At 60.6% G+C, this 24092-nt stretch carries 25 protein-coding genes; 16 read left to right on the forward strand and 9 right to left on the reverse strand.

Annotated elements, in window-relative coordinates; all coding sequences use genetic code 11:
• Positions 1-152: 152 nt before the first annotated feature.
• A complete protein-coding gene (locus tag EV281_RS31435) occupies positions 153-815 on the reverse strand; it encodes a hypothetical protein (protein WP_184326898.1) in 663 nt (220 codons plus the stop codon).
• Positions 816-1096: 281 nt separating this feature from the next.
• Here EV281_RS31435 and EV281_RS16525 point away from each other — a divergent pair, with 281 nt between their 5' ends.
• Together EV281_RS16525 and EV281_RS16530 are read left to right on the forward strand one after the other, a co-directional pair.
• Positions 1097-1855 (forward strand): SDR family oxidoreductase, encoded by a 759-nt coding sequence (locus EV281_RS16525; protein ID WP_132654142.1) that lies wholly within the window; start codon positions 1097-1099, stop codon positions 1853-1855.
• 139 nt (positions 1856-1994) lie between these two features.
• The gene (locus tag EV281_RS16530; RefSeq protein WP_132654143.1) at positions 1995-2321 is read left to right on the forward strand and encodes a hypothetical protein; all 327 of its coding nucleotides are present in this window, start codon (positions 1995-1997) and stop codon (positions 2319-2321) included.
• Between the two features lie 105 nt (positions 2322-2426).
• Here EV281_RS16530 and EV281_RS16535 read toward each other — a convergent pair whose 3' ends face one another.
• The 8 genes from EV281_RS16535 to EV281_RS16575 all read right to left on the reverse strand — a co-directional run bounded on the left by EV281_RS16535 (position 2427) and on the right by EV281_RS16575 (position 10352).
• Positions 2427-2759: an HNH endonuclease signature motif containing protein gene (locus EV281_RS16535; RefSeq protein ID WP_132654144.1), complete on the reverse strand. Its 333-nt coding sequence runs from the start codon at positions 2757-2759 to the stop codon at positions 2427-2429.
• Between the two features lie 125 nt (positions 2760-2884).
• Positions 2885-3820 (reverse strand): sialate O-acetylesterase, encoded by a 936-nt coding sequence (locus EV281_RS16540; RefSeq protein WP_132654145.1) that lies wholly within the window; start codon positions 3818-3820, stop codon positions 2885-2887.
• Between the two features lie 384 nt (positions 3821-4204).
• Entirely contained in the window at positions 4205-4642 is a 438-nt protein-coding gene (locus tag EV281_RS16550; protein ID WP_132654146.1) for a VOC family protein, read from the reverse strand.
• 158 nt (positions 4643-4800) lie between these two features.
• Positions 4801-6009: a glycoside hydrolase family 172 protein gene (locus EV281_RS16555; protein WP_132654147.1), complete on the reverse strand. Its 1209-nt coding sequence runs from the start codon at positions 6007-6009 to the stop codon at positions 4801-4803.
• A 19-nt stretch (positions 6010-6028) separates the two neighbouring features.
• Positions 6029-6877: a carbohydrate ABC transporter permease gene (locus EV281_RS16560; RefSeq protein ID WP_132654148.1), complete on the reverse strand. Its 849-nt coding sequence runs from the start codon at positions 6875-6877 to the stop codon at positions 6029-6031.
• Positions 6870-7811 carry a sugar ABC transporter permease gene (locus EV281_RS16565; RefSeq protein WP_132654366.1) on the reverse strand — a complete coding sequence of 314 codons (942 nt, stop codon included), beginning with the start codon at positions 7809-7811 and terminating at the stop codon, positions 6870-6872. Before EV281_RS16565 ends, EV281_RS16560 begins: the two co-directional genes overlap by 8 nt.
• Before the next feature lie 110 nt (positions 7812-7921).
• On the reverse strand, positions 7922-9283 hold the full coding sequence (locus EV281_RS16570; RefSeq protein ID WP_132654149.1) for a sugar ABC transporter substrate-binding protein: 1362 nt from the start codon (positions 9281-9283) through the stop codon (positions 7922-7924).
• Positions 9284-9347: 64 nt separating this feature from the next.
• Positions 9348-10352: a LacI family DNA-binding transcriptional regulator gene (locus EV281_RS16575; protein ID WP_132654150.1), complete on the reverse strand. Its 1005-nt coding sequence runs from the start codon at positions 10350-10352 to the stop codon at positions 9348-9350.
• 200 nt (positions 10353-10552) lie between these two features.
• Between EV281_RS16575 and EV281_RS16580 the strand changes: the two genes are divergently transcribed.
• The 14 genes from EV281_RS16580 to EV281_RS16650 all read left to right on the forward strand — a co-directional run bounded on the left by EV281_RS16580 (position 10553) and on the right by EV281_RS16650 (position 24025).
• Entirely contained in the window at positions 10553-10996 is a 444-nt protein-coding gene (locus EV281_RS16580; protein ID WP_132654151.1) for an SRPBCC family protein, read from the forward strand.
• Positions 10997-11208: 212 nt separating this feature from the next.
• Complete coding sequence (locus EV281_RS16585; protein WP_132654152.1) at positions 11209-11832, forward strand: PAS domain S-box protein; 624 nt, start codon at positions 11209-11211, stop codon at positions 11830-11832.
• Positions 11778-12845: a PAS domain-containing sensor histidine kinase gene (locus EV281_RS16590; RefSeq protein WP_132654153.1), complete on the forward strand. Its 1068-nt coding sequence runs from the start codon at positions 11778-11780 to the stop codon at positions 12843-12845. Before EV281_RS16585 ends, EV281_RS16590 begins: the two co-directional genes overlap by 55 nt.
• Before the next feature lie 9 nt (positions 12846-12854).
• A complete protein-coding gene (locus EV281_RS16595; protein WP_132654154.1) occupies positions 12855-13256 on the forward strand; it encodes a response regulator in 402 nt (133 codons plus the stop codon).
• Between the two features lie 156 nt (positions 13257-13412).
• Positions 13413-13934: a cytochrome P460 family protein gene (locus EV281_RS16600; RefSeq protein WP_132654155.1), complete on the forward strand. Its 522-nt coding sequence runs from the start codon at positions 13413-13415 to the stop codon at positions 13932-13934.
• Between the two features lie 195 nt (positions 13935-14129).
• Positions 14130-15536 carry an adenylate/guanylate cyclase domain-containing protein gene (locus tag EV281_RS16605; protein WP_132654156.1) on the forward strand — a complete coding sequence of 469 codons (1407 nt, stop codon included), beginning with the start codon at positions 14130-14132 and terminating at the stop codon, positions 15534-15536.
• 1006 nt (positions 15537-16542) lie between these two features.
• Entirely contained in the window at positions 16543-16977 is a 435-nt protein-coding gene (locus EV281_RS16615; protein ID WP_132654157.1) for a DUF805 domain-containing protein, read from the forward strand.
• 326 nt (positions 16978-17303) lie between these two features.
• The gene (locus EV281_RS16620) at positions 17304-17747 is read left to right on the forward strand and encodes a DUF805 domain-containing protein (protein WP_132654158.1); all 444 of its coding nucleotides are present in this window, start codon (positions 17304-17306) and stop codon (positions 17745-17747) included.
• A gap of 5 nt (positions 17748-17752) precedes the next feature.
• Positions 17753-18508 (forward strand): hypothetical protein, encoded by a 756-nt coding sequence (locus EV281_RS16625; protein WP_132654368.1) that lies wholly within the window; start codon positions 17753-17755, stop codon positions 18506-18508.
• On the forward strand, positions 18501-19775 hold the full coding sequence (locus EV281_RS16630; RefSeq protein WP_132654159.1) for a hypothetical protein: 1275 nt from the start codon (positions 18501-18503) through the stop codon (positions 19773-19775). Before EV281_RS16625 ends, EV281_RS16630 begins: the two co-directional genes overlap by 8 nt.
• Positions 19762-20718, forward strand: a complete 957-nt coding sequence (locus tag EV281_RS16635) for a MoxR family ATPase (RefSeq protein WP_132654160.1) — start codon at positions 19762-19764, stop codon at positions 20716-20718. The genes EV281_RS16630 and EV281_RS16635 overlap by 14 nt, the downstream gene beginning before the upstream one ends.
• The gene (locus EV281_RS16640) at positions 20719-22038 is read left to right on the forward strand and encodes a DUF58 domain-containing protein (RefSeq protein WP_132654161.1); all 1320 of its coding nucleotides are present in this window, start codon (positions 20719-20721) and stop codon (positions 22036-22038) included.
• Positions 22035-23114 carry a stage II sporulation protein M gene (locus EV281_RS16645; RefSeq protein ID WP_132654162.1) on the forward strand — a complete coding sequence of 360 codons (1080 nt, stop codon included), beginning with the start codon at positions 22035-22037 and terminating at the stop codon, positions 23112-23114. The genes EV281_RS16640 and EV281_RS16645 overlap by 4 nt, the downstream gene beginning before the upstream one ends.
• Positions 23111-24025 (forward strand): RDD family protein, encoded by a 915-nt coding sequence (locus tag EV281_RS16650; RefSeq protein ID WP_132654163.1) that lies wholly within the window; start codon positions 23111-23113, stop codon positions 24023-24025. Before EV281_RS16645 ends, EV281_RS16650 begins: the two co-directional genes overlap by 4 nt.
• Positions 24026-24092 lie beyond the last annotated feature (67 nt).

The following is a 24092-nucleotide window of genomic DNA, read 5'->3' on the forward strand; positions in this document are numbered from 1 at the left end:
ACGGCCAGTATGAGTGCAGACGCCAGCGCAATTTTTCATTTCGGCGTGCGGATGGCGTCGTGCGGAGGGAAAGAAACTGTTCTGCCCGTGGAAAAATCCATGACAGGTACATCGATCCGCCGGGTATGGCGGCCCGGCGGATCGAGCGGCCGTCAATTCCCTGCCGTTGTCGGGGCTGTGTGCGACAGGGATTCACGGATCTCGTCGATTTTTCCATCGGCATCACCGACGCCGAGGATGGCCTTGGCTTTATCGAAGGCTGCCGGGCTCAGTTCGCCGGTGCGCGTGGCCGACTCCAGCGCTTTCTCCAGTGCCGCATCGCCCAGGACCGGATCATCGGGTGCGGGTGCGACGCCGTTATCGATTTCAAACTGGGCATAGGCCACGGCATAGGCCGAGATCGCGGTCATCTTCGGATCGGACGTGTTCAAATAGGCCTTATAGCTGCGGTTGAGTGAATTCAGCCCGGCGAGCTCGGCGCGAACGTTCTTTTGCCTGATATCGTCGGTGGTCTTTTTCGCGGTCAGCGATTTCTCGCTGTTCTCTCGGGATTTGCCCTTGCTTTCGCTCTGAAGCGTCGAGCCCCCGGAATGGTCGCCACTTTTTCCGTGACTGCCGCTCTGTCCCCCGCCATTGCTGCTGCCATGCCCGCCGCCGTTTCCTCCACCGTTTCCTCCACCGTTGCCGCCGCCGTTACCGCCGCCATTGCCGCCGTCCTTTGCGAATGCGGCCATATCGAAGCCGGAAATCGTTGCGGGGCTTGAAGCGATGATCATGGAAAGGGCGGCTAGGGACGCCAAGGTTGTTATACGCATCTGTTTCTCCGTCTCGGGGACAGGTTTCGTTTCGTGACGCCGGATTGCCGAATCTCGGAGGCAATCAGGATGAGGAGAATAGTAGCGGGGGAATGCGCCGATAACATCGGACCATGGTCCGGCCGCGGCTGGACTAAGGTCTGTGACGGTATCGAGGCCGAACGAGGAGGGGCGCTCTCACATCGTGTTTGCTTGATTACCTCCAGCCGATCCGGAATCGGGTGGCTGCCGCTTCTCATATTTCCTACCCCTCCGTGACCATCAAAACAGGAGGCTCGGACATGGAACTGGAAGACAAGGTCATCATCATCTCTGGCGCAAGCAGCGGCATCGGCGCCGCCGCTGCCCGGCTGTTTGCGGCCGGCGGTGCGAAGCTCGTGCTCGGCGCACGGCGAGCGCCGAACCTCGCGGCGCTCGTTTCCGAGATCATTGAAAGCGGCGGCACGGCCGTGTCCCTGGCCGGTGATGTGCGCGAGGGCGCCTATGCGCAGGCGCTGGTCGATCGCGCGCTCGATGCCTATGGCAGGCTCGACGGCGCGTTCAACAATGCCGGCGTCGTCGGCGAGATGGGCGCGTTTTCGCAGATGAGTGCCGACAACTGGGAGACGGTGATTTCGACGAACCTGACAAGCGCCTTCTTTGCGCTGAAGGCGCAGCTGCCGGTCATGAAAGCACAGCGCAGCGGCTCGATCGTCTTCACCTCGTCCTTCGTCGGCTATAGCAATGGCGGCTTGCCCGGCATGGGTGCCTATGCAGCTTCCAAGGCTGGACTGATCGGCCTCGTGCAATCGGTCGCCGCCGATCATGCGGCTGACGGCATCAGGATCAACAGCCTGCTGCCCGGCGGAACCATCACACCCGCCGGCGGGGAGAACAACCCTGAATTCCTCGACTATATTTCCGGCCTGCATCCGATGAAGCGGATGGCGGCGGCCGAAGAGATCGCAAAGGCCGCGCTCTTTCTGCTGTCGGACCAGTCAAGCTTCATGACTGGCAGCCCAATGATCGTCGATGGCGGCATGTCGGTGCGGCTGCTCTAGCGGACCTAGCCCCGGGTAGCGTTGTGCCGCCCGGGGATGAGAGTTGGCGGCCGTTCCCAGAGGTCGCCAGCGCTTCACGCCGCGCCCAATTCCTGACATATTTGCGGAAGGACAGCCAACCGTTCGTGGATATTGGGTCATGAACTCGCAAACACGTGAAAAAAGCAACATGCGCGCCCCTACCGGGTCGGTTACAGGGCTTTGCTCTGCGTCCGCCACCATGTTTGCAGTAGGGATGGCCTTTCTGGGTTATTGGGGAGTGTATGAACAGGGGCGCTGGAGTCCAATCGATTATCTTGTGATGGTTGTCGCTATCCTCGGATTTGCCGCACTTGGCTGCGTGCCCTGGATTGTAACGACACCTGTCGCGGAGGAGGAGGCAGACAAAGTCGCCGTCGCCAGGCGAGCGATGGCATTGGGAACGGCGCTCATCTGGATGGCCGTCTGTATTACCGTATTTGCCTGACCGCCCTGCGTAACCCTCTTTGAAGCGACGGTGGGCTGGCGGCCAAGCACCGCCCCCTAAGTGATCGAACAGAGGCTGCGGCGAGTAAGCCAATTCGATCGCCGCTCACTCCCGCCGCCGCTTGCTGGGCTGCGTGCCGTCATAAAAGCCAGGCGGCTTCTTCTTCACCCAGGCGACGAAGGTCTGGATGGTCGGGTGGGCCAGCAGGGCCTCGACCGTGGCGTAGGATTGTTCCAGCTCCGCCTCGGAAAACTGCGCATGGATCTGGCGATGGCAGATGCGGTGCAGAACCTGTGTCTCGCGTCCGCCCCGGCTCTTCGGCACCAGGTGGTGCTCGTCCCTCTGGTCGGCCGGGACGATCCGGCCGCAGAGCGGGCAGATATCAGGCTCGGGCGCATGATACCATGAAGTGATGTCCCGGTTTCGTTTTCGCACCATAGGCGGAGACTAACCGCCGGCCGGCCGGGCGGCAATATCTGCCGCCGCTCAGCGGAAGAGCTCACACCGGCCGTCGCCGTCGGAGGGCGAAGCTCGCGCAGGCGGGAAAACCGGTTCAGGCAAGACTATCGGGAGGTTTCCAGGCGATCGCCGCGCAGAAGGCTCAGCCAAGCCTGCGACACCTTCTCCGCGCCTGAGCCTCCGATATGGCAATCGTCATAGCGGTCGTCTCCATCGAGCAACGCGTCGGAATTTGCGCCTTCTCGGATACCGTGGCCGCTTTTCGACAGGGCCATCTGCGCCCTTACGATCGCATTGTCCGGGATATGCTCCTTGAAGCCGCCGTTGCTCGGTTCGAGGCATTTCGATGCAATTGAGATATAAACGGGTGCCTCGACGCCGTGCTGACGCAACGTGTCGACCATCGAGAGGAAACGCTCCTGATAGGCCTCCGCAGTAGTGCCGATGACGAGGTCCTTCTCTCCCTGCACCCAGAGGACGCTGGTTATCCGATAACCGGAATCCTGAAGCTGTTTCACCGTATCGACCAGCACGGGATTGATGTCACCGCCTGCCGCCCATCGTGCGACCTCAGACCCGGAATATGCGAGGGGGGCAATGATGACGCTGTCATTCTGTCCGGATGCGATCAATTTATTCCCAAGAAGCGTCCAGTACTCTCCCTTGGTATCGGTCGATCCAAGGAGTGGCGAGGCGGCGACGAAGCACCGTTTTCCGAAGGCGTTTACAACACGAGCGCCGTAATTCGACCGGTGCCGTTGTCCACCGTCGTTGGCCGCATTCGATTGGCCAAGAACAAGCAAGACGGCCGTTCGGTCAGTTTGAGGCGGGCAGGGCACAGGCGTTTTCGATTCATCTCCGATGAGCCGTTCCTTGTCGTCGAAAGTATAACGGCTTGGAGCCGGCGCCTTCTCTGCACCAGCCATTTTCTTGAGCGCGGAAAGTTGCGGCCAAGGAAAGATCTCATGTCTCGCGCTCATGCCGCCGAGAACGTACATAGCGATCAGGGCGCCCAGGCCGACTGCTATTGTTTTACGCATGTCGTCAACTCGGAAACTCCATCCGGTGACATGGAGCCTACGGACCGATCAAGGCTGCTCCAGCCATGAACGTTCGTTTACGCCAGCCACATCTGCTTGCTCGGGCATGCTCTTCAAAAAAGAGTTCGTCGCGAAGATCGAGCCCCAATCGACGACTATTTCACGTGGGGTCGCCGAAACCCGCTCTAAACTATAGTCCGGACCAGTGATTGCAATCATCCGGATGGGTTAGAGATCGTGCCCGTTTGCAGCAGCAGTTCCATGAAGAATACTCCCGTTGCTGGCTTATGGGCCGACGACCACAGGGCCAGGGAGGCGAGGACAAGGCGGGAGCGGAACGCCGGTTACGGTCGGGGACACCGAGTACCCCGACCGGTCTCGCGCTCAGCCAAGTTCCTCGGCGAGCCCGAGGAGAATGCCTTCCGGCCCGCGGATGTAGCAGAGCCGATATACGTCCTGATACTGGACCACTTCGCCGACGAGCTGAGCGCCGCGCGCACGCAGCCTTTGAAGCATCTCGTTGAGATCACTGACGGCGAACATGACACGGAGGTAGCCGAGCGCGTTGACGGGGGCGTTGCGGTGATCTGCGACGACATCAGGGGCGAGGAAACGGGAGAGCTCGAGCCGGCCGTGTCCGTCCGGTGTGCGCATCATGGCAACCTCGACATGCTGATTGCCCAGCCCGGTGACACGTCCGGCCCATTCCCCTTCGATCGTGGCCCGTCCTTCGAGTTCGAGGCCGAGTTCGCGAAAGAAATCAATCGTCACGTCCAGGTCTTCGACGACGATTCCTACATTGTGCATCTGCTTGAGCGCCATGTTTCCAATCTCCAAAGTATCGCTTCGATCTACGAGGTGTCGCCTCGTTCCGCAAAGAACGTTCGAGGCAGGCCAATACCGACAGCCATCCACACTTGATCAGCTGCTTTCCACTTCAGGAGCTTGAATCATACACCGCCCTCCCGTTTCGAAAAGTCTTAGGAAGCACCGCCCTTCTTTGCGGCCGCTGCAGCGGCATTCCAGTTCTGGTAGGGGCGGCGGAAGGTCGGAATGCGGTCTTCCATCGCGGGCAGGGGATCGAAGGGTTTGTGGGGCTCGGCCTGATACCAGAAGGCGACGGAGGAAATGTCGTCGGAACGGCGGTTGGCGTGGCCGTGCTCGATCGTCACGCGGATGCGCTTTTGGAAGATGGCGGGGTCTTCGAGATGCCAGCGGTAGAGGGTAACCGGCTCGGTCCAGTTCGGGCCGCCAGCTGCGATGATGCCGTGGTAGGGGCCGCTATAATCCTGTGTCGGGCACCAAGCGGTGTTGAAATAATCCTCGGTGCCGGTGCCGTGCAGTGTTGGCGGCCAGGCGTCGTTGGCGCCGGGGCTGCTTTCGCCGCGCGGTTCGATCAGCGCCGCCTTCGGGCCGATGCGCGGATCGGGCTTGCGCACCGTATCGGGCACGGAAAGACCCGGCTCGCCGTCGATGAAGATCATGTCGTCGCCTTCGCCGTACCAGTCCCAGACATCGGAGCGGCGCCGCGAATAGACGGAAAAGAGCACGCCGACATAGTGGCCGTGGCCTTCGGCTTCGAGGATCGTGTAGTTCTCCTTGCCGTCGGTCGTCTCGCCGCCGAAGAGGAACTGTTCGTTGGTCAGGCCGGCTTCGCTTTGACCCTTGGGGCGCGCCTGGCGGTACTGCGCGTGGAAGCGGCCAAGCCCGTCTTCCAGCCGGTCATGCAGTTCGAGATCGACATAGTAGTAGAAGAGCAGGTCGTGCTCGGCCTCATTGGTGATCGTGAAGCGCATGTGGCTCGCAAAGGGCATCGGAAAATAGCAGTTGAAGGCCTTGCCGTCCTCTGGGCTCGCCTGCATCGGCAGGCTGGCATAATTGCGCGTTTGCGCGTGGCCCATGCCGGAGAAATCGCCGATCGGGGCCTCGATGCTCGGATTGTCCTCGCCATCCCAATAAGCGCGCAGCACGATCTTGCGCAGGAAGCTCTCGCTCTCGCAGGCAAGCGTCGCCCAGATATGAGTGACGATGCCCGCACCCGCATGCTCGGCGATGACCACGGTCTTGCCGGGTTCGATATGCAGCCTGTCGTCATTGCCGCCGGTGCGGTCGTAGCTGGAAAAACGGCGGGTCTTCGCCGTCCTCAGTGTCGCAAGCCCGCGCAGCGGCGATATGCCAGCCTGGGTCATCAATTTCTCCTCTTCGATGTTATTTGAGACCGCTGGTTTTCAGCGAATCCATGATCTGGCGCTGGAAGATGATGAAGAGCACGAGCGTCGGGATGGCGACGATCGTGGAGGCCGCCATCATGTAGTTCCACGAGGCGGAATACTGGCTCTTGAAATTGGCAATCCCGACCTGCACGACCCAGAGGTCGGCCTTGGAGGCGACGGTCAGCGGCCAGAGAAAGGCATTCCAGTTTGCCAGGAAGAACAGGATGGCAAGCGCCGACATGATCGGTCGGCTGAGCGGCAGGATGATGCTCCAGTAGATGCGCCAGTAGCCGGCGCCGTCGACGATCGCCGCCTCCTCGATCTCGCGCGGCAGCGACAGGTAATATTGGCGCAGCAGGAAGATCCCGAAGGCATTGAAGATCGATGGCACGATCAGCCCGGCATAGGTGTTCAGCATGCCCATGGCGCGCACAATGACGAAGAGCGGCACGATGATGACGGGCAGCGACACGAGGAAGGTGGAGAAGATCGCCAGGAAGATGATCTCGCGGCCGGGAAAGCGCAGGCGCGCCAGCGCATAACCGGCCATCGTATGGAAGAACAGGGCGATGATCGTCACGCTCGCCGAAACGAAGAAGCTGTTGGCCATGTAGCGGATGAAGGGCACGCCGGTCAGCACATATTCGAAGTTCTCCAGCGTCGGCTCCGAGGGGATCAGGTTGGGGGAGAAGGCTTCGGCCTGCGTCTTGAAGGCGATCGACACCATCCACAGAAGCGGGAAAAGGATCATCAGCGCCAGAATCGCCGTGATCAGCATCCAGAGGATGCGCACGATCGTCACCTGTGAGGACGAGGGATAGGCGGAAGAGGGGACGTTACTCATAGTTGAAGCGGCCTCCCTTGGTCATGACGAAGAAGAGCGCGGTCACCAGCATCAGCACGATGACCAGCACCGAGGACATGGCGGCGGCATAACCGAAGGCGCCGAAGGAAAAGGCCTGCTGATAGATGTAGACGATCAGCACCGCGGTGGAATTGGCAGGGCCGCCCTTGGTCATCACGTAGATGATGTCGAAGGCCTGCGCGCCGGCGACGGCCGCCACCATCGAGACCATCAGCACGAAGAAGCTCGTCGGTTTCAGAAGCGGCAGGGTGATGTACCAGAAGCAGTGGAAGGGGCTCGCGCCATCGATCTTGGCTGCCTCGTAATATTCCTTGGGAATGTCCTGCAGACCGCCGAGAAAGATCAGCATGTAAAAGCCCATCAGGAACCAGAGGCTGACGAAGACCACCGTCAGCAGGGCAAATTGCGGATCGCCGAGGAAGGATATGCCTGACATGCCGAGGAAGGGCGTCAGCTTGTTGATGACGCCGATCTTGTCGACCACCATGAACTGCCAGACGACGGCGACGACGACGAGGCTGACCATATGCGGGGCAAAGAACATCGCCCGCATGACCGCGTTGAAGCGGTTGGTCTTCTGCACGAGCAGCGCCAGTCCCAACCCGCAGACATAGAGAAGCGGCACGAGCAGCACGGCATAAAGGGCGGTGACGCGGGCGGCCTGCCAGAAGAGCGGGTCCTTGCCCATGCGCACGAAATTCGCCATGCCGACGAAACGATAGCCGCCGAAGCCATTGACCTCGAAGACCGCCAGCACCAGCGACAGCACCATCGGCAGGCCGAGGAAGATCAAGAGCCCGATCGCATCCGGCAGGACGAAGAGGTAGCCCGCCACCCATTCGCGATGTTTGGCCGACAGGCCCCTCTGCCTGACGGGCTTGCCTTGGTCCGGCTTGTTCTGGTGTGGCCTCATACCCGTGTCCATGTGCAACTCCCTGCCGTGCCGCATCTGTCTTAAGATGCGGCACGGTCATTGTAAGAACAACGCACTAGGTCACTTCCTTCATGTAAAGAAAGAAGCGACTAGAGGATCGGCGCGCCGCTGTAGGAGGCGAGGAACGCGTCGAGCTGCTGGGATGCTGCGGTCGCCGTCTGTTGCGGATCGGCGCCGCCGAGCTGCGTCTGCTGGATGGCGTCGGAGATGATCTTGTAGACCTCCGGCGGCACCCGCGGTTCAGCTCTTGTGCCTGGGTGAATATCCCTAGCGAAGGTGCCGATATTCCCCTGTTTGAAAGCATCGCCGCCGGCCTGGAGCGCGCTGTTGCGCGGCGGCATGTCAGACTTTGCCTTGGTGCACCAATCGGCGACGCGCTGGACGGAACCCTTATCCATCGAGGCGAGCGCCCAGGCGCAGAATTCTGCCGCCGCATCCGGGCTCTTGCCCTTGGCATTGGCAACAAAGGCCCAGCCGCCGCCGACGGTCACGTATTTGCCGTTGGCCGGTGTCGGCAGCTTGAAGACGCCGTATTTGAAATCCTTGGCATTGCCCGCCAGCTGCGAGATGCCCCAGATGCCGACATTCTGGATGGCGCAGTAACCGGCGGCGAGGTTTGCCACCGTGTCGTTGGCGCCATTGCCGAGCACCTGGCGCGGGGCCGCACCGCTTTTGACGGCATCCTGCCAGAATTTCAGGGCCTGGACGGTGGCCGGCGAATCGAAGGCGCTCTTGCCGTCCTTGGTCTGGAATTCGCCGCCGCCCTGCCAGAGGAAGGGATACCAGGTGAAGTTCTGGTAATAGCCCGGCGTCGTTTCGAAGAGCACGCCATAGCGGTTCGGCGTCGTCAGCTTCTTGGCGACTTCGAGAAGCTCGTCCCAGGTCTTGGGAACATCGTTCTCGTTGAGGCCGGCTTCCTCGAAGGCCTTGATCGAATAGTACATGGCCATCGGCTCGACTTCCATCGGAATGCCGTAGATCTTGCCGTCGACCATGCGGTTGGCAATGACGCTTTCGGGGAAGTCCGCCTTGGTCGCATCGTCGATATGCGGCGTCAGGTCCTGCAGCACGCCGCCATTATAGTAGCGCAGGAAATCGCCCGGCGAGATCAGGAAGATATCCGGGCCTTCGCCTGAGGCGAAGGAGGTCGCAAGCTTTGGACCGTTGATATATTCGGTATTCGGAATGTATTCGAGCTCGACTTTCTGGTCGTGGCTGTCGTTCCAGTCGCCGATCATCTTGGTGAACCAGTCGACCTGGCTTTTGACCTGGCCGCCGGGCGCATAGAACTGCCAGAATTTCAATGGTGCGCCTTGGGCGCGCACGGCCATCCGGTTGATATAGGGAAAGCCGGTCAGCCCGGCGGCCATGCCGGCGCCGGTCAAAAGGGCCCCTTTCCGGATCAGTTGTCTGCGGGAAATGCCATTTCCAGGTTTCTTGATATCGGTCATGATTTCCTCCCATTTTGATTGACCTCACAGACCGGCTCCTCTTCCGGCTGCAGGCGGTTGACATTCATGCGGTGTCGAAAGGCTGCAAGTTGCAGGAGATGATTTCCGAACGCGGCGGCCCGTCGTATCGTCCCGAAAGACGCTCGAGCAGCATGGCGGTGGCGCGCGCGGCAAGGGCTGCCGGCGGGCGGCCGACGCGGGTCAGGCGCGGGCGCACATATTCGAGCTGCGTCTGGTCGCCGAAGACGGCAACCGCCATATCCTGCGGTATCCTGATGCCGCGATCGTAGAATTCGGCAAGGGCGCCCGAGGCCATCAGGAAGTTGGCGAAGAATACCACGGAGGGCAGGGCGTCTTTATGGCGCTCGAGCAGCCATTCCACCGATGCCTGGCCCGAGGGGCCGAGATAGCTACCCTCGAAGCGCAGATCCGGATCGGGCTCGACGCCACAATCGCGCAAACCCTGTTCGAAACCTGCCGCACGCGCCATCGCTTCGGCGAAGAAGGACGGGCCGGTGACATGGGCGACGCGTTTGTGGCCCTTCAATGCCAGATATTGCCCCATCAGCCGGCCGCCGCCGAAATCGTCGATCTTCAGGCTGTCGACTGCCTTGTTCGGCAGGTCGCCGATGAAGACGGTCGGCAGGTCGATATCGAGCAGCGCGTCGTGCATGCCATGCAAAGCGAAATCACCGACGATCAGCCCGTCGATGCGGCGGTTGCGGATCTGGCGCAGATATTCGCGCCCATGCTCCTGCGAATGGCCGCCCGGCACGTCGGTATTGAAGATCAGCATGTCGAGGCCGGCCGCTTCCATCTCCGACTGCGCCGTCTTGACGAGCTCGGGATAGAAGGGGTTGCGGATATCGGGGATCAGCATGGCGACCAGATTGGTCTTGCCGGTGCGCAGGCTCTGGGCCTGCGGGTTCGGCACATAGCCAAGCTCCTCGACCGCCGCGAGCACCTTTTCTCTCAGTGCCTGCGACACCCGATCGGCATGATTGAGCACATGCGAGACTGTCGTCCGCGATACGCCTGCCCGTTCTGCCACCTTTGATATCGTGCTCATACCTGCATCAAAACACACAAAAAATCGATTTGCAAATCGATTTGCAAAATAAAAACACCTTTGCCATCGTCGCGTTTTCGAGATGTGGTTTATGATCGGCGAGAGGGCGGCGGCAAAAAAATTCGATCGCCGTGTCGGATCGGCAAGATCAGGTCCGTCCTGGAGGCATTGCCAAACACCAATCCCAAGGAGGAATCATCATGCCAAGTACAATTCGTCTTCACCGCGTCCTGGCGACCTCTCCGGACAAGGTCTATCGCGCCTTCTTGGAAGCCGATGCCGTCGCCAAGTGGCTGCCACCGAACGGTTTTACCTGCACGGTTCATCAGCTGGAGCCAAAGGTCGGCGGGACGCACAGGATGTCTTTCCGCAACTTCACGACCGGCCACAGCCATTCCTTCGGCGGCGAGTATCTCGAACTCGTTCCCAGCGAGAAACTTCACTACACCGACCGGTTCGACGATGCCAATCTGCCCGGCCAGATGGACGTTACCGTGACGCTGACGAAGGTCTCCGTCGGCACCGAACTCCATGTGGTGCAGGCCGGCATCCCGGATCTCATTCCGCCGGAAGCCTGCTATCTCGGCTGGCAGGAATCGCTGCGCAACCTCGCCCGTCTGGTCGAGCCGGAAATCAATCAGTAAGCCTGAGGCTTGCAAATCGAAACGCTGAGCTGGGAGACCGGGCATGGCGCTCAAGCGAATGGACAATGTCGGAATCGTCGCGCCCGAGCCCATAGGACTCGATGGATCCCCATGTTCTCAGTTTTCATCATCGCTAAAATGCAGGCCGCCGCTTCAGTATTCGGTAACGCTCTGGTTGTAAATTCCCTCCCAGTTGAAAGGGCGCGCGCATCGTGAACAGCTTCGAAATGGACCGTGACTTGTCCAGCAGGCCTGGTCTGCAAGTGCCGCATCGTGATCTGTTGAGAGACCTGTTCGAGGATGCGGCAAGGCCGACGATCATCAAGGACGATCAATCGCGCTTCCTTTTCATCAACAGCAAGGCGTGCGAGATGTTCGGCCTCAGGCTCGAAGAGATCCTCGGCCGCACGGACGATGACTTCTTGCCGGCCGATGAGGCGGCGCGGGTGCGGGAAGCGGATGCACAGGTTCTGGCGACAGGCAAGGCATGCCTGATTGAGGAGGAGATCACGGCGCCGGATGGATCGATCCGGACGTTCCAAACTCATAAGCGGCGGTCCTTCATTCCCACGTCCGAGGGGAAGAAGCCGATCGTCGTCGTCGTTATCTACGATCTTACAGAACTTCGTCACGCCGAGCAGGTTTTAAGGGCCAGCGAGGAACATTACCGGTCGCTGATCGAGCTTCATCCCCAGATACCCTGGGTGGCCGACGCGGAGGGAAACGTCATCGAAGTCGGCCGGGCTGGCAGGATGCTTCAGGACGCGACGTCGACGAGGCGATGGGGCAGGGATGGCACAGAACCCTGCATCCGGACGACTTGCCTGACGTCGTGAAGACATGGGAGGCGGCGGTCAGGTCCGGGGCGCTGTTCGACATGATCTACCGTATCGGAACGACCAAAGGGCGGTATCGGTGGTATCGCAACCGTGCCGCGCCCCGGCGCGATGCCGAGGGCAGGGTTGTTCGCTGGTACGGCCTCCTCGAAGACGTCCACGACCGCCAGCTCGCCCTCAAGGCGCTTGAGACCAGCGAGCGCAAGCTGCGCCAGCATCGCGACGAGCTCGAGAAGGTCGTGCAGATAAGAACGGCGGAGGTTCGAGAGAAGAACATCGAGCTCGACCGCCTTCTCCAGCACGAGCGGGAGATCAATGCCCTGCAGCGCCGCTTCGTGGCGATGATCTCGCACGAGTTCAGGACACCGCTGGCCGTCATCGACGGAGCGGCGCAGCGGCTGACGCGGACGAAAGCCGCCGTCACGTCCCAGTTCCTGGAAGACAAGGCCGTGCAGATCAAGGGAGCAGTGGCACGGATGGTAGAGCTGATGGAAAGCATCCTTGCGGCCGGGCGGCTGGAGATGGGAACCATTGCCATCAACAAGGAGGCCGGCTCGTTGAGTGCCGTGCTTCGCCAATGTATCGCCAGCCGGGCGGAGATCAGCAAGAGCCACACGATCAGCCATGATCTCGGCGCACTGCCGGAGCTGCAGATGATCGACCAGGCGGCGATCGAAAGGGTCTTTTCCAATCTGCTGTCGAACGCGGTGAAATATTCGCCCGCCGGTTCGACCATCCGCGTCACCGGATGGAGGGACGGCAGGCAGGTTCGCGTCAGCGTTTCCGATGCCGGCATCGGAGTCGATGCGGATGATCTGCCGAAGCTGTTTGAGCCTTATTTCCGCGCCCGCAGCGCCACCGGGATCGCCGGAACGGGAATCGGCCTCAACATCGTGAAGGAGATCGTCGAACTGCACGGCGGGTCGATCTCCGTCGAGAGTACGCTGGGGCGCGGCACGACCTTCACGGTCGAGCTGCCGTTCGACGAATGTATTGAAAAACAGTCGGCATAAGAGGAAACAATGATCAGCATTCTCTGTATCGATGACGAGACGGAACTTCGACAGATCCTGGTGGAGGAACTGGAGGATGCCGGCTTTAAGACGCTGCAAGCTTCGAACGGCAGGGAGGGGCTTGAAATGATCGTCTCTCACTGGCCCGATCTCGTCATCTGCGATATTTCCATGCCCGTCATGAGCGGTCATGAACTTCTGGCCGAACTCCAGGTGAATTATCCGGAACTCGCGCGAACGCCGTTCATCATGCTGACGGCGCTGGCCGATCGGGATAATATGCTGTCGGGCCTGCAGGCCGGAGCGGAAGCCTATTTTACGAAGCCGATCGACTTCGATCTCCTGATGGCAAAAATTTCCGGTTGCGTCACACGCATCGAAAACGAACGCAGGCTGGGGCAGGGCCTGTAGGGCCTGCCGGTCGGTGTCCACCATATTAAAGTATGATTTCGCCTGCCGGAATATCTGCGAGGATCGCTTCATCGCTTACTGCATCGGCCCGAAAATCGGAATCGATGCGTAGATTGAAGAGTTAGAGCACGGCGCTCTGATGGCTGGAGAATTTCGATGAAGCGGATTATCGGGGTGTCGCTGGCCGTTGGTCTGGTTACCGGTCTGGTCGGTTACAATACCGCCGCATCCGGAGGGGCCGATGAGGGGCGCGCGCCGGCCCTGTCTGAACTGCCTGCCGGCTACCGCGACTGGCCGCTGATCACCGTGGCGCACGAGGAAGGCAAGCTCAACGATATCAGAGCCATCCTCGGGAACGATATCGCGATCAAAGCTTTCCGGGAAGGGGCCACTACCTATCCCGACGGCACCATCATCGGACGCCTTGCCTGGGATTATCACCCGCTGGAGGAGAGCAAGGCGGCCTTCGGCGCTCCCCAGTCCTTCGTCGCGGGATTACCCAAGAACGGCGTGCAGTTCATGGTCAAGGATGCAAAGAAGTTCGCCTCGACCGGCGGCTGGGGATATGTCGAGTTCGACAACGGCAAACCCTCCGCGAAAGCAATGCCCGAAGCATGCTTTTCCTGTCACTCCGTCGTCAAGGACCGCGACTTCGTGTTCAGCCGGTACGCACCATGACGGATGGCCGCGAGCGACGGGCTTTTGTTACTGATGCCTTTTTCGGGACGCGGTTTGCGCGTGAAGAACGCGGGGAGGCGCCAGGTGCCATCCTCAACCGCTTCCTTGTTCACGGCGATGTCTATCAGCGAATTCCGTGCTATAATTGCTGCAGGCGTCGTCCGGCAGGGCGTTGCGCCCACAGAGGCTTGTCCGATGAGCGAAATGGACGTCCTTTTTGCAGCCTTGCGGCAGGCGGCCGATCCTGAGACGGTCGATTGCATCGAAAATGTCGTCAGGCATGGCGCCGATCGCGATCTCAACCGCATCAATGCGCTGGCCTTCGCGGGGGCGCATCACCTCGACGAAGAGAAGGTGATTGCGGCGTTTCTCCATGCGGCCCGCATGGGGGCTTTCGAGATGACCTGGAATGTGCTCTGCCCCGGATGCGGCGGCGTGCTCGACAGCGGCGCGACGCTCAAAACGGTCGATCGGGAATGCTATCACTGCGCGCTCTGTGCTGCCGGTTACGAGCCGACCCTCGACGAGATGGTCGAGGTCACCTTCACGGTCAGCCCGCGGGTGCGCAGGATCGCCGCCCACGATCCCGACCGGTTGCCTCCGCTCGAATATTACCGCCAGATCTTTTTCAGCACCGGCGTCGATCTGCCCGACAATCTCGAAGAAAGGTTCGCACACGTTCTTCTGGAAGAGGTCGAACTGGAGCCGGGCGAGAGGGCTCTCGTCTCGCTGCAGCTGCCGGCGGCGTTCGTCATCATCTTTGATGCGGTGACCCATTCGGCGCAGTTCATCGACGTGCAGGGCGAACCGACGGACGAACGGCAGACGCTCTCGATGGTCCTCAGCAACGGGCATGCGCCGAACGAAACGCTTGTCCTGCGACCAGGCCCGCTGCGGCTGACGCTGGAAAACCACACCGATCGCAGGGTGCTGCCGAATGTCTGCGTCGCGGGAGACGAGCTGCACGACATATTAGGCCACAGGCGGCCGTTCCTGACGGCCAAGCGGCTCCTGACGAACCAGAGCTTTCGCGACATCTACCGGACCGATACGCTCGATGTCGATCAGCGCCTGAAGATCACCAGCCTGACCTTCCTCTTCACCGACCTGCGCGGCTCCACCGCGCTTTACGAGCGCGTCGGCGATCTCTCGGCCTTCGATCTGGTGCGCACGCATTTCCGGGTTCTGCACGAGATCGTCGCGGGCGAGGCCGGCGCGGTCGTGAAAACCATCGGCGACGCCGTGATGGCGACCTTCCCGAGCCCGGACCGGGCGGTGGCGGCGGCACTCAGGATGCGCGAAGCGATGCTACAGCTGAATACCGAACGCGGCAGCGAGGATCTTCTCCTCAAGATCGGCATCCATGAAGGACCGTGCCTTGCCGTCAATATGAACGACCGGCAGGATTATTTCGGCCAGACCGTCAACATCGCCTCGCGCGTGCAGGAGCTGGCCGAACCGCATGTGATCCTTACGACGGAGGCAGTGGTCGACAACGAGCAGGTTTCGGAGATCCTGCGCGACGGCGGCATCAGCTCGGTGTCGCGGATGGAGGAGCTTCACGGCATCGGGAGGGAAGTGCGGATTTTCGCGCTGTCGTAAGGGCGGCTTCGCCACCCACCATTTGATGAGGGGCGGCGAGTATCTGACTATATCGAGGACTGCCTACTCAAACACTTTCCTATGAGCCATGTGGGAAACTGTGTCTTTTGATCCCTGCGGCGGCTACCAGCCAGAACAGTCCACCGGCAGCAATGCCGAATACAGCCATTTCTGCGAGCAATTCGACGGCTTCCCGGAATCCCCACCATGTCATCATTCCGTTTTGGAAGGTGACATGGTCGTCCGTAGAAGCCTGATCCGGGCCGGAAAATAGGACCAAGCATATCCAAGGGAGGGTTGCCACAAAGGCCCCAGCCATCACACAATTTTTAAGGGACATGTGTCCGCTTATGAGTGATCTATCTGGTACCGGCGGTGAAACTGTAATCCGTCCCGTCACTCAGCATCCAGATTGTTCCTCTGATTATTCCCGCCCACATCATGAGCGAGACGGCGACTGCAAGTAGTAAATATTTCAGGCGATTCGACATGCCTCATTTACGCTGCATCGCTACGTCCGAACTCGCTGCCGCGTGGATAGTCGTTAATATACAAACAACCGATCGCGCCGGGATGTTCCAAACTGACGCAAGCTAATGAAGTATCGGACTTTAGTCCGATTGAAGGCAGCGATCAGGCCGCTAGTTTTTGTTGTGCTGATGACTCCAGAGTCAGCACGAAAAGGGTGTCCATTCTTGAGTCGGAACACCCTTTTCAACCCCTCTAAGCCGCCAACGCCCTTGGCGGCTTCTTTCTGTATTCCCGTGCTTCGAACAGCTTTGGCCGATTATGGGCGGCGGTTTAAGCCGCTGGTTCCTAAGCAGTTCCTGGGCTGTCGATCTGGCAGATGATCGGCAGGCATGATGAAAAATTCAACGTGCAATCGCAACGCGCTTATTGCAATTTCTACGTTTGAATTGTAGCTCTTTCTCATCCGAAACTGCTGTCGATCCGAGGCTATTGAGGTCATCGCCACGCTGGCAGCAAGCAGAAATGGGGGCATTCGATGGGGTTTACTGAGGCTGTTCGGACGGTTTTGACGCAGAAATATATAACCTTCTCCGGCCGGGCCTCCCGCTCGGAGTTTTGGTGGTTTCAGTTGTTCAATTGGCTGGTCGGGGGCCTATTTTCAATCCTGGGCATTTTGACGGGTGCGAACGGCGCCCCATGGTCGTCGACCAACATTTTCTCGATCATCGGTGGATTATACGCACTTGCCACGCTGTTGCCGATGATAGCTCTCCTAGTCCGCCGTTTTCATGATCGCAACATTTCCGGTTGGTGGGTCCTCGGCCTTTTCGTCGTGTGTTTCATTCCCCTTGTCGGGCTAATCGCAGCCATTGCATTTCTCGTGATCTGCGTGCTCAGGGGCACGGAAGGTCCGAACAGGTTCGGTCCGGATCCGTTGCGTCCCGAGGCGAGAGCGGAGGTCTTTGCCTGAGCCGCATGGCGATCCCATCCTGAAACCTCGCCTGCCAGCTCACGCGGTTGTCACAATCCTGGCAATTCCAGGAGGTTGGGTTCTGCTTGGGCAGCGTTCCCGCCCGAGCGGTGCTTTCAGCCTTGAGAGGATCGGATGCGCGAACTTAGGCGGAGATAAAAATTCAATGCAGAATCGTTATTTCTTTGAATCATGCGCCGTTACAACTGGGACATTGCAATCTCCGCGTTTGAATTGTAGCTCTTTTCTCATCCGGTACTACTGTCACTTAAAAGTAATGATTGGGCCGAGACTGTATTCGCAGCAAGCAGAAATGGGGGCATTTCATGGGGTTTACTGAAGCTGTTCGGACCGTTTTGACGCAAAAATATGCGACCTTCTCCGGTCGGGCCTCCCGCTCGGAGTGCTGGTGGTTTCAGCTTTTCTACTGCCTAGTGCTGATCGGACTTGGAATTTTGGCTGCTTTGGCCGCCGGTTCCGATGGTCAGGATGGACCTTCATCACTGCTTATTGCCATCGGGGTCATCGCCGGACTGTTTGTGCTCGCAATGATGTTGCCGCAGATGTCCCTCACGGTTCGCCGTTTCCATGATCGCAACATCTCGGGCTGGTGGTATCTCGCGATTTTTATCGCGAACTTCATTCCCTACCTCAATGTTGTTGCAGGCCTCGCGGGCCTCGTCATTACCGTGCTGAGGGGCACGGAAGGTCCGAACAAGTTCGGGCCGGACCCGCTGCGGCCGGAAGCGAGAGCGGAGGTCTTTGCCTGAGCCGCATAGTCATCCGTCACGCCGGCTTGCTGGTGGCTCTATCACTGGCCGCCTCGGCCCAGTTTTATCCTGCGCTGGCGCAGGGCAGCAGCCAGCAGGGCGGGACGGGCGACCGGCCGCTCAGCGTCGTCGGCAGCGAATATGCTGCGCAATGCGCACTGAATGGTGTGCGCTGCAAGCTCACCTATCGCGATGGCGCTGAAAAGTCGAAGCGTGTGCCGGATGCGACCCTGTCGCCGAATAAGCGATCTTTTTCTTCGCAGGAGCCAGCGCCAGCCATCGACGGCCCTCTGGCCGTCATCCTCGTGCTCGTCGCTCTGGCTGCCGTCATCGGCCTTGCCCTGTACTTCGGCAATGGCGGCGTGCTGCTGTCGTCTGTGCCGCGTGACGTGAAGAAGCGCCAAGGGGAGGCGCCGGAGAGCTGGCGCACATCGGATGCGGGGACCGAGGAAAGGCCCAGTGATTTCCTGCGGCGGATTGCCAGCATGGAAGATCGCCGGCAGGCGCTCGTGCTCCTGCTCAGGCATTGCCTGCTGCATGCCGCCGATGTGACGGGAACGCGGCTTTTCCGCTCGGACACGGAGCGCGCGGTTCTTGCCCGGCTGCCGGTCCATATGCCTGACCGCGAGCGGCTGGAACATCTGCTGACCGAGACGGAGCTCGTTCATTATGGCGGCCGCCCGGTCGCAGAAAGCCATTTCGGCGCGCTTCTGGTCAGCGCGCGAAGCCTGCTGTCGATCGGCAGATTGTCCCATGCGTAACGCAGGCCCCATCCTGATCCTGGCAGCCTTGCTCGGGCTGGCCGCGCTGGCGCTCTTCGCGCTGCCGCGGGAGAATGATTTCGACCATTCGCCGCTCGGCAGCAGGGGGCTGCAGGTCTGGCTGGAAGCCAACGGTATTCCCGTTATCCGCTCCGATCCGCATTTCGTCAGGGCGCGGGCGGAGATCTCCATGCGCGTCCTTTCCCTGCCGGTAGAGAAAGACGAAGCTGCCGCTTCTGAAACAGATGAGGAAGCTGAGGGTGCTAGACCGGAAAGTTGGGGAAGCGATTCACGACGCTATGGGCTTCCGACGCTGATTATCATGCCGAAATGGCGCGGTAGTCTGTTGAGGGACGGGATTGCACGGCAGGCCGATTTGCTGCCTCTCGAAGAGGTTCAAGAAGAATTGCGCAGGATCGCGCCTGCAGACTTACGTCTCAATCGGAATGATCCAGGATTTACAGAGGCGCATCCGGGCACGAGCTGGGGGGAACCGGCTCGGATCGCCCTGTATCAGGCGCAGACCTTCGATTTGGCAAGCCTGCCGCGCGCCTGCAAGGAGCTCGTAGGCACCCAGACGGGTGCGCTGATCGTTCAATGCCAAAACTATCATCAAGTCTATCTGCTATCGGACCCTGACTTACTGAATAATCATGGCTTGGCTCTCGCCGAGAACGCGGCTTTTGCAGTGTCGCTGATTCGGCGATTGCGTGGTATCGACGAGGGGCGGCCGGTTTATCTGGATACAGCAGGCAATCCACTAGAAGCCAGGAAACCCGCGGACGAAGGCCGCACTTATGAACGGTCCGGCTCCGATCTCAAGCGCTTCTTCGCCTATCCGCTCTCCGCCATCTGGGGAACCCTGTTCGTCGTCATGGCGATCTGCTTCTGGCGTGGGTTCCTGCGGTTCGGGCCGCCGGTGAAGGATGCGTCGGGAAATATTGAGCTGTCGAAGTCTGCGGCGATCGAAGCAACCGCCCGCCTGCTTCGCCTGTCAGGCAATGACGGGCGGATGGTGTCGCAGTTCGTGCTCCATCTGCTTGCCGACAAGGCGCAGTTGCTATTTGGCCCCGGAGCCGGAAACGAGGCGGGCATAGATCGGCTGTTCAAACGCATGGCGCGCCGCGATCGCGAGGCGGCCCAGGCACTGCACTCGTCGGCTCAGGCGCTGATTGACCGCGGGCATTTGATGAGACGGGCGGATCTGCACCGCAATCTCGAGACATTCAGGAAATCGCTAGGGAGCATAGACTTTGGATCTGGGTGAATTTCGCAATCTCGTTGCCGCGGTTCGCGGAGAGATCGGCAAGGCGGTGCAGGGACAGGATGCGATCATCGACCTCGTGCTGATCTCGATATTCTCGGGCGGGCACTGCCTCGTCGAGGGGCCTCCCGGAACGGCAAAGACGCTGCTCGCCCGTTCGGTTTCGGCCGCCATGGCGCTCGATTATCGCCGCATCCAGTTCACGCCCGATCTGATGCCGGGCGATGTGCTCGGGGTCAATCTCTTCAATTTCCAAACCAACCAGTTTCATCTCACCAAGGGGCCGGTCTTTACCGACATTCTGCTGGCCGACGAGATCAACCGCGCACCGCCGAAGACGCAATCGTCGCTCTTGCAGGCGATGAACGAGCGGATGGTGACGATCGACGGCAAGGACTATTCGCTGGGCTCGGATTTCTTCGTGCTCGCCACGCAGAACCCGATCGAGCAGCAGGGCACCTATCCCTTGCCGGAAGCGCAGCTCGACCGCTTCCTGTTCAAGCTCGTGGTCGATTTTCCCGACCGCGATACCGAAATTGCGATCCTTTCCCGGCATGCCGATCAGGCGTTGAAAGCCGATGTCCGCAGTGCCGGCATCCGTCCGCTGGTCACCAGCGAGGCGCTTGCCGAAGGCCGGGCGCTGATCGACGCGATTCATCTCGACAAGACGATCCTGACCTATGTCGTCGACCTCGTGCGCGCCACGCGCTCCGATCCCGATATTCTCTATGGCGCTTCGACCCGCGCAGCCGATGCCCTTGCGGCGGCCGTGCGCGTGCGTGCGGCTTTCGAGGGCCGGGATTATGGCCTGCCCGACGATGTTCAGGCCCTGCTGACGCCGGCACTTCGCCATCGCATCGTGCTTTCGCCGTCGGCAGAAATCGACGGGCGCACGCCGGATGATGTGTTGCGCAGCATCAGGAACCGTGTGGACGCGCCCCGTTAAATGCGACCGTCCTCGTCCCTGATCTCGCTCGTTCTTGGCCTCGCAGCGGTGACGGTGTTCGTCAGCGTCTGGTGGCGTGACATGGGCATGCCGCTGATCGGCCTATGGGCCGTGCTCGCGGCCGTGACGGCGGGCGATCTGGCGCTGTCGGCCCTCTCGGGCCGGATTGCGGTCGATTTCGATCTGCCGCCGCAGGGCTTCGTCGGCCATACCGCCGCCTTCACGGTCGACATCAGCCCGCAGAAGGGCAGGCTGCCGGAGAAGTTCGACATCCGCCTCGATCTCGCGCCCGAACTCGTCATCGGGGAAGGCCGGATGCCGGGTACGGCGTCGGGTATCGGGGAGAAGCAGGGCAGGGCTTCGATCGACGTGCATCTGACCGGGCGGGGGCAATTTGCCGTTCATAATCTCTGGCTGAAATGGCCGTCGCGCCTGAAGCTTCTGGAAGTGATCGCGCGCTTGCCGGTCGGCAAGGAAATCGCCGTTCTGCCCGACATATCGCCTGTTCTCTCAGGGGCGATCAGGACCGAGATTCTGCCGCTGGAAGCCGGCCAGAAGGATTTGCGGCTGCGCGGCGAGGGGTCGGAATTCCACCAGCTGCGCGAATTTGCCCATGGCATGGACCCGCGCAGCATCGACTGGAAGCGCTCGGCGCGCATGCGCAATCTCGTCGTGCGCGAGATGCGGGCGGAGCGAAACCACCAGGTGATCCTCTGCATCGATTCCGGGCGGCTGATGGCCGAACAGCTCGGCGGTTTCACCAAGCTCGATCGCGCCATCAATGCGGCCCTTGCCATGTGCTGGGGGGCGGGGCTCGCCGGTGATCTCGTGGGCTTCTACAGCTTCGACAGCCGGCCGCGCCTCTTCGTGCCGGCTCTGCCGGGGCGGACAGCCTTTCCGCGGCTGCAAACCGTCTGCGCCGAGCTGCGTTACGAGACGCAGGAGACCAACCATACGCTCGGCCTGACGCATCTCTCCTCGCGCCTAAAGCGGCGCTCGCTGATCGTGATCTTCTCCGATTTCGTCGATAGCATCACGGCGGAACTGATGATCGAGAATATACAGGTGCTCGCCCGCCATCATTTCATCGTCTATGTGGCGCTGCGCGATCCGATGCTCGCGAAACTGATGGAAGCCGAGGAGACGACGCTTGATGCCATCGCCCGCTCGGTCGCAGCCCGCCAAATCCTGCAGGAGCGGCGCGCCGTCATGGAAAAGCTCGCCCGTCTCGGAGTCCTCTGCCTCGACAGCACGCCGGAAGCTCTGACCTCCGATCTCATTGCCCGCTACATCGAAATCAAATCCCGCGAGATGATATGAGCGACATCCGTATCGATGACAGGATAGACGGCGGCGAAGGGTTCAAGGCGGGTGCTGCGCCGAACGATCTATTGCGCTCGGCGCGCTTCCGGCTGGAGCGCGAGGTGCACTGGCGTCAGCTGGACGAGCTGGTGAGCCGGGCGGAGAAGGGCGGTGCGGCAACACTCAGCTATAACGAGGTGCGCAATCTCGCCAGCGGCTACAGGCAGGCGATGAATTCGCTCTCCGTGGCCCGCGACATTTCCCTCGATCGGGCGCTGATCGCCTATCTGGAAAGCCTCTGCGCGCGCGCCTATCTCGTCGTCTACGCACCGCAGGAAAGCCTCGGCGGCCTGATGTCCCGGGTGCTGCTCAAGGGCATTCCGCAGGCGGTGCGCCGCTCGGCCCTGCCGCTGTTCATCGGTTTTCTCGCGCTCGTTCTCGGCGCTTTTGCCGGGTACCGGCTCTGCAGCAGCGATCCAGGCTGGTTCTACACCTTCGTGCCGCCCGAAATGGCCGATCAGCGCACGCCGGATGCCTCTGCCGATTACCTGCGCTCGACGATCTACGGCAATGAACGGCATGAGAGCGACGGGTTGGCTGCCTTTTCGGCCTATCTCTTTTCCCACAATACAGGGATTGCGGTGCTGATCTTTGCGCTCGGCGTCTTCCTGTCGGTGCCGAGCTTCGTCCTGACCTTCTACAATGGCCTTATCCTCGGCGCGTTCTTCGCGATGTTCCATCGCAAGGGGCTGGGTTTCGACGTTTTCGGCTGGCTCTCGATCCACGGCGTCACCGAGCTTGCAGCGATCTCCATTGCCTGCGCCGGCGGGGCGGGGCTCGGGCTCGCCGTGCTCCTGCCGGGCGGGCGAACGCGCCGGGAGGCCTTGCGTCATCAGGGGCATGATGCCGTCAAACTCGCGATCCTCGCGGCCTTGATGCTCGTCGTGGCGGCCTTTATCGAAGGTTTCCTGCGCCAGTTGGTACAGGATACAATCTGGCGGCTCGTCATCGGCTGGGGCATGGGCCTCTTTTGGGTGAGTTGGCTGCTGCTGGCCGGCCGCGAAGGCAAGTCCGAACGTGAGCCTGCGCGATGAAACAGCCGAAACAGTCAGTCCAGGACACCAAGGACAGCAGGCGCGTCGAGCAGTTCATCCCGCCGGAAGGTGTTCCGATCACTTTCGCGATCGCCTCGCTCGGAAGCCGTGTCGGCGCGCAGATCCTCGATATCATCTTCATCTTCGTTGTTTTCTTCATCGTCGGGGTCGTCGTCTATGCAGCAGGGTTGGCTTCCACGGGCACGCAGACGCTGTTCCTGTTGCTGGGCTTTTTGCTGCGCGCCCCCTATTACGCGTTGTCGGAGCTCATCTGGAACGGACGCACACTTGGTAAACGGGTAACGGGCATTCGCGTCATCAATGCTGATGGCCGGCGCTTGACCCCACATCAGGTGACAGCCCGCAACCTGATGAAAGAGGTGGAGATATTTACGCCGGCTGTGCTCCTATTTTCGATCGGCTCGCAATCGTCATGGGAAGACGGTCTGACGGCGCTCTGGCTGCTGGTCGTCGTCATCGTCCCGCTTGCCAATCGGCGCAGGCAACGCATCGGCGACATGATCGCGGGCACGATCGTGGTCGACAATCCGCGCTCGGTGCTGCTCTCCGACCTTGTGGTGTCTTCGCCATCGACCCGATTGTTGGAGGGGACCTTCGAATTCCATCCTGAACATCTCGATATCTACGGGAGATATGAGCTGCAGACGCTGGAGGACGTGCTTCGCGATACGACGAAGACCTCCGGCGACGAAGAGATCGTCAAAATTGTGCGCACGATTACGCGAAGGATCCGCTACGAAGATCCGGTCAAGAGCGGCCAGGAGCTCATCTTCCTGAAAGACTTCTATCGCGCCCAGCGCGAGCATCTGGAGAGCCTGAAGCTGTTCGGAAAGGCGCGTGAGAACAAGTTTCACGAGCATACGACAACAGAGGCGAAGAGGCTTGTATGAGATGGTGTAAGTGGATTTTGCCTGCTGAACCAGTCATTACGCCCCCCAGACCCTGCAGTTCGTGTAT

Origin of the sequence: Rhizobium sp. BK418, assembly GCF_004341105.1 — a bacterium.
Lineage (GTDB): Bacteria > Pseudomonadota > Alphaproteobacteria > Rhizobiales > Rhizobiaceae > Rhizobium.

What these genes read in the sequence shown, in the direction of transcription:
- EV281_RS31435 (WP_184326898.1), bottom strand. Translation starts at nt 815, where the DNA reads ATGCGTATAACAACCTTGGCGTCCCTAGCCGCCCTTTCCATGATCATC.
- EV281_RS16525 (WP_132654142.1), top strand. Translation starts at nt 1,097, where the DNA reads ATGGAACTGGAAGACAAGGTCATCATCATCTCTGGCGCAAGCAGCGGC.
- EV281_RS16530 (WP_132654143.1), top strand. Translation starts at nt 1,995, where the DNA reads ATGAACTCGCAAACACGTGAAAAAAGCAACATGCGCGCCCCTACCGGG.
- EV281_RS16535 (WP_132654144.1), bottom strand. Translation starts at nt 2,759, where the DNA reads ATGGTGCGAAAACGAAACCGGGACATCACTTCATGGTATCATGCGCCC.
- EV281_RS16540 (WP_132654145.1), bottom strand. Translation starts at nt 3,820, where the DNA reads ATGCGTAAAACAATAGCAGTCGGCCTGGGCGCCCTGATCGCTATGTAC.
- EV281_RS16550 (WP_132654146.1), bottom strand. Translation starts at nt 4,642, where the DNA reads ATGGCGCTCAAGCAGATGCACAATGTAGGAATCGTCGTCGAAGACCTG.
- EV281_RS16555 (WP_132654147.1), bottom strand. Translation starts at nt 6,009, where the DNA reads ATGACCCAGGCTGGCATATCGCCGCTGCGCGGGCTTGCGACACTGAGG.
- EV281_RS16560 (WP_132654148.1), bottom strand. Translation starts at nt 6,877, where the DNA reads ATGAGTAACGTCCCCTCTTCCGCCTATCCCTCGTCCTCACAGGTGACG.
- EV281_RS16565 (WP_132654366.1), bottom strand. Translation starts at nt 7,811, where the DNA reads ATGAGGCCACACCAGAACAAGCCGGACCAAGGCAAGCCCGTCAGGCAG.
- EV281_RS16570 (WP_132654149.1), bottom strand. Translation starts at nt 9,283, where the DNA reads ATGACCGATATCAAGAAACCTGGAAATGGCATTTCCCGCAGACAACTG.
- EV281_RS16575 (WP_132654150.1), bottom strand. Translation starts at nt 10,352, where the DNA reads ATGAGCACGATATCAAAGGTGGCAGAACGGGCAGGCGTATCGCGGACG.
- EV281_RS16580 (WP_132654151.1), top strand. Translation starts at nt 10,553, where the DNA reads ATGCCAAGTACAATTCGTCTTCACCGCGTCCTGGCGACCTCTCCGGAC.
- EV281_RS16590 (WP_132654153.1), top strand. Translation starts at nt 11,778, where the DNA reads ATGGGGCAGGGATGGCACAGAACCCTGCATCCGGACGACTTGCCTGAC.
- EV281_RS16595 (WP_132654154.1), top strand. Translation starts at nt 12,855, where the DNA reads ATGATCAGCATTCTCTGTATCGATGACGAGACGGAACTTCGACAGATC.
- EV281_RS16600 (WP_132654155.1), top strand. Translation starts at nt 13,413, where the DNA reads ATGAAGCGGATTATCGGGGTGTCGCTGGCCGTTGGTCTGGTTACCGGT.
- EV281_RS16605 (WP_132654156.1), top strand. Translation starts at nt 14,130, where the DNA reads ATGAGCGAAATGGACGTCCTTTTTGCAGCCTTGCGGCAGGCGGCCGAT.
- EV281_RS16615 (WP_132654157.1), top strand. Translation starts at nt 16,543, where the DNA reads ATGGGGTTTACTGAGGCTGTTCGGACGGTTTTGACGCAGAAATATATA.
- EV281_RS16620 (WP_132654158.1), top strand. Translation starts at nt 17,304, where the DNA reads ATGGGGTTTACTGAAGCTGTTCGGACCGTTTTGACGCAAAAATATGCG.
- EV281_RS16630 (WP_132654159.1), top strand. Translation starts at nt 18,501, where the DNA reads ATGCGTAACGCAGGCCCCATCCTGATCCTGGCAGCCTTGCTCGGGCTG.
- EV281_RS16640 (WP_132654161.1), top strand. Translation starts at nt 20,719, where the DNA reads ATGCGACCGTCCTCGTCCCTGATCTCGCTCGTTCTTGGCCTCGCAGCG.
- EV281_RS16645 (WP_132654162.1), top strand. Translation starts at nt 22,035, where the DNA reads ATGAGCGACATCCGTATCGATGACAGGATAGACGGCGGCGAAGGGTTC.
- EV281_RS16650 (WP_132654163.1), top strand. Translation starts at nt 23,111, where the DNA reads ATGAAACAGCCGAAACAGTCAGTCCAGGACACCAAGGACAGCAGGCGC.